Annotated in this window: 8 protein-coding genes; 7 read left to right on the top strand and 1 reads right to left on the bottom strand. The window is 67.3% G+C overall.

The genetic code is table 11. The features are described 5' to 3' along the window. The 5 genes from ACRDUX_RS23205 to ACRDUX_RS23185 form a co-directional block, all read left to right on the top strand. A partial coding sequence (locus ACRDUX_RS23205) for an amidohydrolase family protein (protein ID WP_526416917.1) occupies positions 1-521 on the top strand: 521 nt, incomplete at its 5' end. 54 nt (positions 522-575) lie between these two features. Next, positions 576-791, top strand: a complete 216-nt coding sequence (locus tag ACRDUX_RS23200; RefSeq protein ID WP_526416915.1) for a hypothetical protein — start codon at positions 576-578, stop codon at positions 789-791. Positions 792-863: 72 nt separating this feature from the next. Further along, positions 864-1,058, top strand: coding sequence for a ferredoxin FdxE (gene fdxE / locus ACRDUX_RS23195; RefSeq protein ID WP_526416921.1), 195 nt, complete (start codon positions 864-866; stop codon positions 1,056-1,058). Positions 1,059-1,132: 74 nt separating this feature from the next. Beyond that, positions 1,133-3,406 (top strand): acyl-CoA dehydrogenase family protein, encoded by a 2,274-nt coding sequence (locus tag ACRDUX_RS23190; protein ID WP_526416913.1) that lies wholly within the window; start codon positions 1,133-1,135, stop codon positions 3,404-3,406. A 50-nt stretch (positions 3,407-3,456) separates the two neighbouring features. Then, positions 3,457-4,647, top strand: coding sequence for an acyl-CoA dehydrogenase family protein (locus ACRDUX_RS23185; protein WP_526416919.1), 1,191 nt, complete (start codon positions 3,457-3,459; stop codon positions 4,645-4,647). A 3-nt stretch (positions 4,648-4,650) separates the two neighbouring features. On the opposite strand, the gene ACRDUX_RS23180 is transcribed toward ACRDUX_RS23185, so the two are convergent. Beyond that, positions 4,651-5,658 carry an acyl-CoA dehydrogenase family protein gene (locus ACRDUX_RS23180; protein WP_526416911.1) on the bottom strand — a complete coding sequence of 336 codons (1,008 nt, stop codon included), beginning with the start codon at positions 5,656-5,658 and terminating at the stop codon, positions 4,651-4,653. Between the two features lie 95 nt (positions 5,659-5,753). Between ACRDUX_RS23180 and ACRDUX_RS23175 the strand changes: the two genes are divergently transcribed. Together ACRDUX_RS23175 and ACRDUX_RS23170 are read left to right on the top strand one after the other, a co-directional pair. After that, on the top strand, positions 5,754-7,265 hold the full coding sequence (locus ACRDUX_RS23175; RefSeq protein ID WP_526416909.1) for a class I adenylate-forming enzyme family protein: 1,512 nt from the start codon (positions 5,754-5,756) through the stop codon (positions 7,263-7,265). Between the two features lie 12 nt (positions 7,266-7,277). Beyond that, positions 7,278-8,030, top strand: a 753-nt coding sequence (locus ACRDUX_RS23170) for an enoyl-CoA hydratase/isomerase family protein (protein WP_526416907.1), incomplete at its 3' end; no start/stop codon positions are given.

Below are 8,030 nucleotides of genomic sequence, written 5' to 3'. Positions count from 1 at the left end.
CGATGAAGCCGGTCCCAGGTCAGATGAACGTGATGGACGCCCCCTTCGCGGTGGCGACGGCACTGTTCTCCACGAACCTGATGTGGTCGACGGTCGATCTGTTGTTCTCGGGCAAGCTGCAGAAGTTCCCGGAGCTGCAGATCTCGCTCGCCGAGGGTGGAATCGGCTGGGTTCCCTACATCCTGGAACGCACCGACTACGTGTGGGAGCGGCACCGCTACTACCAGAAGATCGACTTCGACACCCGCCCGTCGGACTTGTTCCGCAAGCACTTCTGGGGCTGCTTCATCGACGACGAGCACGGGTTGAAGAACCGGCACTCGATCGGCGTCGACCGGATCATGCTGGAGATCGACTTCCCGCACAGCGACTCCAACTGGCCGAACTCACGCAAGCGGGCGGGTGAGGTGCTCGCCGACGTTCCCGATGACGAGTGCTCGCTGATCGTCGAGGAGAACGCCCGCAGGATGCTGAACTTCCCGAGAGTGGGCGCCGACGCTCCCGCTCTTGTCTCGGTGTAGCAGCACCCTTTACGGGTCGGATGTCAGTCGGCAGGGGTGAGAACCGGTGTGATCGTGCGCAGGATCGCCCAGGTCATCCTCGTGCTCTGCGTGGCGGGTTGCGCGGTCGTCGCAACCCGCCACGATTGGCCGGACGCCGTGCTGTTCGGGATGGCCGGCGCGTTGGCATTGGTGACGGCCCGCAAGGTGGCGTGGCGCCTGCGCTTGGATCACGGCGCGCTCACGACCGCACCGCCGCACACGGGAGCGCGACCACCCGTAGAAATCTAAATAGTTAATCATTTAGTGTTATGCGACAGAATGACCGTCGCAGCCCTCGGCGGTCGAGGTGAGGAGGACGTCGTGAAGGTTCGGCTGGAGCAGGACAAGTGCGTCGGACATGCGCAGTGCTATGCCGTCGACCCCGAGTTGTTCCCGATCGACGATTCGGGCTATTCGATTCTCGAAGCGCACGACGTGCAACCGGGAGATGAGCAGGCCACGCGGGACGGGGTCGCCGCCTGCCCCGAACTCGCCCTGATCCTCGAAGACGGATAGCGGGCACGCTTGCCAATGGCCGACTCGCCCTGCACACTGCAACATAGTTAACCAAGTTGACTTTGTGAGGTTCGATGCAGACACCTGAATGGCGCCCCGCGCTCAAAGCGCTTCTCGCCGACTTTCGGCAGCGGTCCGATGCTGCTCCGGCGGGCGAGAAGCCGGATCGCATCGAGACTGCCCGCGCTTGGCATGCCGAGCTGGTCGACCACCACCTAGCTGCACCGGGGTGGCCCCGATCTGGCGGCGGTCTGGAGTTGTCGCTGGAGGACCAGCTGGAGTACTACCGGATGACCACCGACGCCGGCGCGCCACCGCACCCGTGTCCGCTGTCGTTCATCCTCGCGCCCACTCTCATCACCCACGGCACGCAGGATCAGAAGGACCGCTTCCTTGAGCCGCTGCTGCGGGCGGATGAGTTTTGGTGCCAAGGGTTTTCGGAGCCGGGGGCGGGTAGCGACCTGTCCTCGCTGTCGACCCGGGCGGTCCGCGACGGTGACGTGTACCGCGTCACGGGCCAGAAGGTGTGGACCACGATGGCCGACCGGGCGGACTGGATGTTCGCGCTGGTTCGGACGGGCTCCGGTGCCAAACCTTCCGACGGCATCACCTATCTGCTGATCCCGATGAAGAGCCAGGGGATCACCGTGCGTCCGCTGCGCGACGTCAGCGGCGCGGCGCACTTCGCGGAGGTGTTCTTCGACGACGTCGAGGTGCCCGTCGATAACCGGGTCGGTGACGAAGGCGCGGGCTGGTCGATCATGCGGACCTCACTCGGCCACGAGCGAGCTACCGCTTTCCTCGCCGATGAGTTCAAGTACCGCCGCACTGCCGACCGCGTCATCGAACTGGTGGTGGCCCGTGGGCTCGCCAGTGATCCGCTGGTCCGTCAGGACGTCGCCCGGTTGGAGTCCGGGGTGCGGACGATCGCCGCCAACAGCGCCCGCGCGCTGGCCGCGGTTCTGCGCGGCGAGGATCCCGGCGGCGTGGCCTCGGTGAACCGATTGGTGAAGTCCGAGTTCGAACAGCACATGCATGCGCTGGCGCTGCGTGCTGCGGGTCCCCACGCCGCGCTCGGCAGCCGGGCCCCCGAGGCCGTTGACAATGGACGCTGGACGTTCGGCTACCTGATGAGCCGGGCCACCACGATCGGCGCGGGAACCTCTGAGATCCAACGCAATACGATCGCCGAGAGCGTGCTCGGACTGCCTTCGCACCGGGGCGAGAACACGAGGGCCGCGGCGGTCACTCCCGGCGAGCCGCTCGCCGTGCCCGAGGAGGACGAGCGCGAGCTGCGCGACGTGCTGGCGGCGACGCTCGGGGCCAGGGTGGACGTCGCGACACTGCTCGACCGCAAACGTCCGATCGACGCGGTCGAACCCGCCGTGTGGTCGGCCCTCGTCGAGTTCGGACTGCCGGGCCTGGCGGTCGCCGAGTCACTCGGAGGCGCAGGCGCTCGGCCGAGGCTGCTCTACGCCGCGATCGAAGAGGTCGCCAAGGCACTGGCGGCCGCGCCGCTCGTCCCGACCTTGACGGCGCTCGACGTTGCCGTGCAGTGCGGCGCAAAGGCTTTGGTGCAGCGGATCGCCGAGGGCGCGCCTGCTGCGTTCGTCGTGCCACTCGACGACGCCGGCTGGGTCACGACGGGCCAGGTGCTGCCCGAATGGAATGGATCCGCGCTCGATGGCGTGGTTCCGATCGTGGCGGGTGCCCCTAGTGCCGAGGTGCTCGTCGTCTTGGCGCGCGCCGGAAATCGCACGGTGCTGGTGGCCGTCGACGTGTCTGCCGAAGGCGTCACGGTGGCGGCCAACCAGCCGCTGGACCTGACCGCCACGATCGGCGCGGTGACGTTCGCGGCGGCCGCTGGGGAGGTGCTTGCTGACGGAGGCGACGTCCCCGACATCCTGCGCATTGCCCGGCGCCAGGCACTGTTGGCGGTTGCTGCGGACTCGGTCGGAGTGGGCTCGCGTGCTCTCGCGATGGCTGTCGGCTGGGCTGGCGAACGCCACCAATTTGGTCGCTCGATCGGCAGCTTCCAGGCGGTGTCACACCGATGTGCGGACATGTTGGTCGCGTTGGAGGGGGCCCGCAGCCAGGTCCTCGCCGCGGCCGACGCTGACCTCGAAGGACTGGAGTACCTGGTGGATCTGGCCGCCGCGGCAGCGCTGGACGCCGGGGTCGCCGCAACCGAGGGCGCCCTGCAGATCCACGGCGGTGTGGGCTTCACATGGGAGCACCCGATCCACCTGCTCCTGCGACGTGCTCAGGCCAACGCCGTCCTGGTGGGCCGTGCCGACGCGCTGCGCGACCGCGCCGCCGCTGAACTGTTGCAGCGGGCCAACGCATGACGGCGACGTCACCTCGAAGTGGCTCGAACATCTAAAGATTGGCGACGAACGTGGAATACGGCATGGGGCCCGAACTGGAGTCCTTCCGCGCCGAGGTGCGAGAGTTCGTCGGCGAGCATGCGCCGCGGATCCCGCCGCGGGCGGGTGTTCGCAGCGCTGAGAACGAGGATGAGTTCAAGGCGCTCCAAGGTTGGGCGGCAAGCCTTTTCGAGGCAGGCTATGCGGGGGCGGACTGGCCCGCCGAATATGGCGGCCGCGACGACCTCAGCGCCGAACACGCCATCGTGGTGGGCGAGGAGTTGGCCCGCGCTGGGGTGCCTGGGGTGCCGAGTGGGAACGCGCTCGCCTCCCATGCGCTGATCCACTACGGTACCGACGAGCAGCGCCGAAGGCATCTGCCCGAGATCCGCGCCGGTCGCCAAATGTGGTGCCAACTGTTCAGCGAGCCAGGCGCGGGCAGCGACCTGGCATCGCTGCGCACCCGGGCGGTGCTCGACCGAGACACCTACACGGTCAATGGGCAGAAGGTATGGACTACCGATGGGCACTGGGCCGACTACGGATACCTGCTGGCGCGCACCGAATCCGACGTGCCGAAGCACAAGGGCATCAGTGCATTCATCCTCGACATGTCGAGCCCAGGTATCACGATCCGCCCGCTGCGTGAGCTGACCGGAACCTCGGACTTCAACGAAGTCTTCTTCGATGCCGTCGAGGTTCCTGCCGAAGCGATGATCGGGACGCCAGGGCAGGGCTGGGCCATCGCGAATGCCACGCTGGGACACGAACGCACCAGTGTGGGAGCTGCGGTCGTCAAGCTGAGGCTGGCCGTGGAGGGGTTGGTGGACTTGGCCTGCCGCGTCACCATCGATGGTCGCCCCGCCATTGACAGCGACCTGGTCCGCGACCGGATCGGGCAGTTCACCGCAGAGGTGGAGGCACTCTGCGCGCTGACCTACGCCAATCTGACACGCTGGCTGCGTGGCACCGAACGCATGCACGACGGCGCGATGGCGAAGCTGATGTTCAGCGAGCTCAATCTTGAGATGGCGACCTACGCAGTAGAACTCGGCGGTGCCGCTGGCGTGTTGGTGGAGGGCGACCCGGACGCACTGGACGGTGGCCGCTGGCAGGACGAGTGGCTGTATGCCCGCGCATACACGATCGCGGGCGGCAGTTCGGAGATCATGCGCAACCTGATCGCCGAGCGTGGGCTGGCCCTTCCGCGTGAACGGCGTTGAGTGTCAGGCCCTGATGAGTGTCGCGCGGTGTTCGGCGACGGTGCCGTCGAAGGCCTCGTCGACCTTGATGCGGCGCAGGAACAGATGCAGGTCGTGTTCCCAGGTGAAGCCGATGCCGCCGTGCACCTGCAGGGCCGTGCCTGCCACCCGGGCGGCGGCCGACTTCGAATATGCCGCTGCCGCAGAGGCGGCGCGAGTCCGCGCCGCGCCCGACGCGGTGTCCAGCGCGAGCGCCGCAGCCCACAGCGATGCCCGGCTTGCTTCCACGGCGACGACCATGTCGGCGCAGTGATGTTTGACGGCCTGGAACGATCCGATCGGCACGCCGAACTGCTCACGCTGTCCGGTGTAGGCCACCGTCATCTCCAGCAGTCGTGCCGCCGCTCCGAGCGCGTCGAACGCCCGGTGTACCGCGAGTGCGTCGCGCAGCATCGCCAAGGTGCCCGCGGGCAGTTCCGTCCACTCGTCGACGGTCGCGTCGAGTTTGAAACGGGCCCACGACCGCGTCAGATCGAGGGTCGCGATGGTGGACGGTGTGGCTGCCGTCAGGACGGTCAGGTACTCCTTCTCGCCGGCGTGGCCGACCACTGCGACGGAACCCATGTCGGCGGCCATCGGTACCGGACTGCTGACGCCGGCCAGTTGGAGTGCCTGACTGTCGTTGAGCGCGTTCGGACCGAACGCCATTGTGGCCAGCGGGCTCTCGGGGTGGTGAACACCGATGCTGTCGAGAAGCCAAGTGGCGATGGCGATGTCGGCGATGGGCAGCGAGCTCGCCGCGTAGCCGTGTGCCTCGGTGACGACTGCGAGATCCAGGTGGGTGCCACCCATTTCAGGTGTCAGCAGGGCCAGCAATCCCGATTCCGAGGCATGGCCCACCGCCGCGGGATCGACTGTGATGGCGGCGGAATCGAGCGCAGCTCGGACTCTCGCAAGGGGATCGTTGCGGTCGAGCCAGGATCGTTCGGCCGCAGCGAGTTGATCCTGTTCGTCAGTCAAGCCGAAGTCCACCGTCGACCCCTTTCACTAGGTTGACCTAGTAAACCATGTCGACTAGTTTCGAGAAAGCAATGATCGGCCCGCACGAGTCGATTTGGAAAGTGACGATGACGAGCATCCACGACGCGCTGGGACGGCTGTGGGACGCGAACGACCATGCCCGAATGGTGGAGTACGACGGACGCTGGGCGCACTGGGGCGCAGTCCGGTCGTTGGTCGAGCAGATCGACCTCGAGCTGACCACCGCCGGCTGTGGCCCTGGAGGTCGGGTTGCCGTCGTACTCACGAATCGCATGGAGTCCGTCGCCGCCCTGATCGCGATCTTTCGAAGTGGACGCACGCTGGTGACCATCAGCCCGCTGCAGCCTCCGGAACGCTTGAGCGCCGATCTCGCTGCCGCAGCGGTGTCGTTCGTCTTGGCGCCGTCGGCGCTGTGGTCCGACGAGGTGTTCGCCCGGACCGTCGCGGACGGCGACATGACCGGCTGGAATCTGAACGACGACGGGTTGACCCTCCAGACGCGGGGAGCGGCTGAACCGGGTACGGGCGATCCCGCCGTGGCCATCGAGATGTTGACGTCGGGCACCACGGGTGCACCGAAACGCATCCCCCTGACTCGCGCCCAGTTGGAGGCATCCCTCGGAGCTGCCCTGCGGCACAACGACCGACTCGAGGCCCGAACGAAACCGCCGCTATCGGGCACCGTCGGGTTGGTGACGCTGCCCATCGTTCACATCGGCGGCCTGTGGTCGTTGTTGCAGTCGCTGGTCGCGGCCCGTCCCGTCGCCATGCTGGACCGCTTCACCGTGCCGGGCTGGCACGCGGTGGTCAAGGAGCACCGGCCCGCCGTCGCAGGACTGCCTCCCGCGGCCATCCGCTCGGTGCTCGACTCGAACATCCCACGGGAGGATCTGGCCAGCATCCGCGCCGTCAACGCGGGCACCAGCCCGGTCGACCCGGAGTTGGTCGACGCGTTCTTCGAGCGCTACGGCATCCCGATCCTCGTCGTCTACGGCGCGACCGAATTCTCCGGAGCGGTGGCCGGCTGGACCGTCAAGGACTTTCGTACGCGGTGGGCAGAGAAGAAGGGCAGCGTCGGGCGAGCCTTTCCTGGAGTGCGCCTGCAGGTCGTCGATGACGATGGTGCCGCGGCGGGATCGGATCAGACGGGCAGGCTGCAGGTCTCTTCGGCGCAGGCCGGCGGGTCGGGCGAATCCTGGATCGCCACCAGCGATTTGGCGCATCTCGATGCCGATGGATTCCTCTACGTCGACGGACGTGCCGACGACGTGATCCTGCGCGGCGGGTTCAAGGTGGCGCCCGAGACCGTGGTCCGCGCATTACGCGCGCACCCAGCCGTCGCCGACGCCGCGGTCGCACCCATTTCGGATCAACGGCTCGGCCAGATCCCCGTCGCCGCAGTCGAATTGCGCGCAGGAGCCGAAGTGGATGGGGAGGCCCTGCGCGAACACTGCCGGACGTCGCTGACTCCCTACGAGGTGCCCGCCCGCATCTTCGTCGTCGACGCGCTGCCGCGCGGCGCGGCACTCAAGGTCGACCGCCGCAGGCTCCTCGCGATGCTGGATGAACTCGGCGCCACGCAGAAGCAACCCACGTGAAGGAGACGTCCATTGTCTGATAACCCAGCCGCCCTCGTCGAACGACGGGGAAACGTCGCTCTCATCACCATCAATCGGCCCGAAGCGCGCAACGCCGTCAACGGCGCGGTGAGCACTGCGGTCGGCGATGCTCTGGCGGAGGCGCAGGCCGATCCCGACGTGTGGGCGGTGGTCATCACCGGGTCCGGCGACAAGTCGTTCTGCGCGGGGGCCGACCTCAAGGCCATCTCCCGTGGGGAGAACCTCTTTCATTCCGAGCACGCGGAATGGGGATTCGCGGGCTATGTGCACCACTTCATCGACAAGCCGACGATTGCCGCCGTCAATGGCACCGCGCTCGGCGGTGGCTCCGAGCTCGCGCTGGCGAGTGATCTGGTGGTCGCCTGCGAGAGCGCCTCGTTCGGGCTTCCTGAGGTCAAGCGCGGACTGATCGCGGGTGCGGGCGGCGTGTTCCGCATCGTCGAGCAGTTGCCGCGCAAGGTCGCACTCGAACTCGTCTTCACCGGCGAGCCCATGCCTGCGGCCGACGCGCTCAGGTGGGGACTGATCAACCAGGTCGCTCCCGACGGCACCGTGGTGGAAGCGGCCCTGGCGCTCGCCGAGCGGATCACCGTCAACGCGCCGCTGTCGGTACAGGCCAGCAAGCGGCTCGCGTACGGCGCGGACCACGGCGTCATCGCCGACGAGGAGCCGAAGTGGGATCGCACTACGCGTGAATTCACGGCGCTGCTCAAATCCGAAGATTCAAGAGAAGGCCCACTGGCC

Origin of the sequence: Mycobacterium sp. (genome assembly GCF_050701675.1) — a bacterium.
In the GTDB taxonomy this organism is placed as follows: domain Bacteria; phylum Actinomycetota; class Actinomycetes; order Mycobacteriales; family Mycobacteriaceae; genus Mycobacterium.
This window is presented reverse-complemented; position numbering and strand designations above follow the sequence as displayed.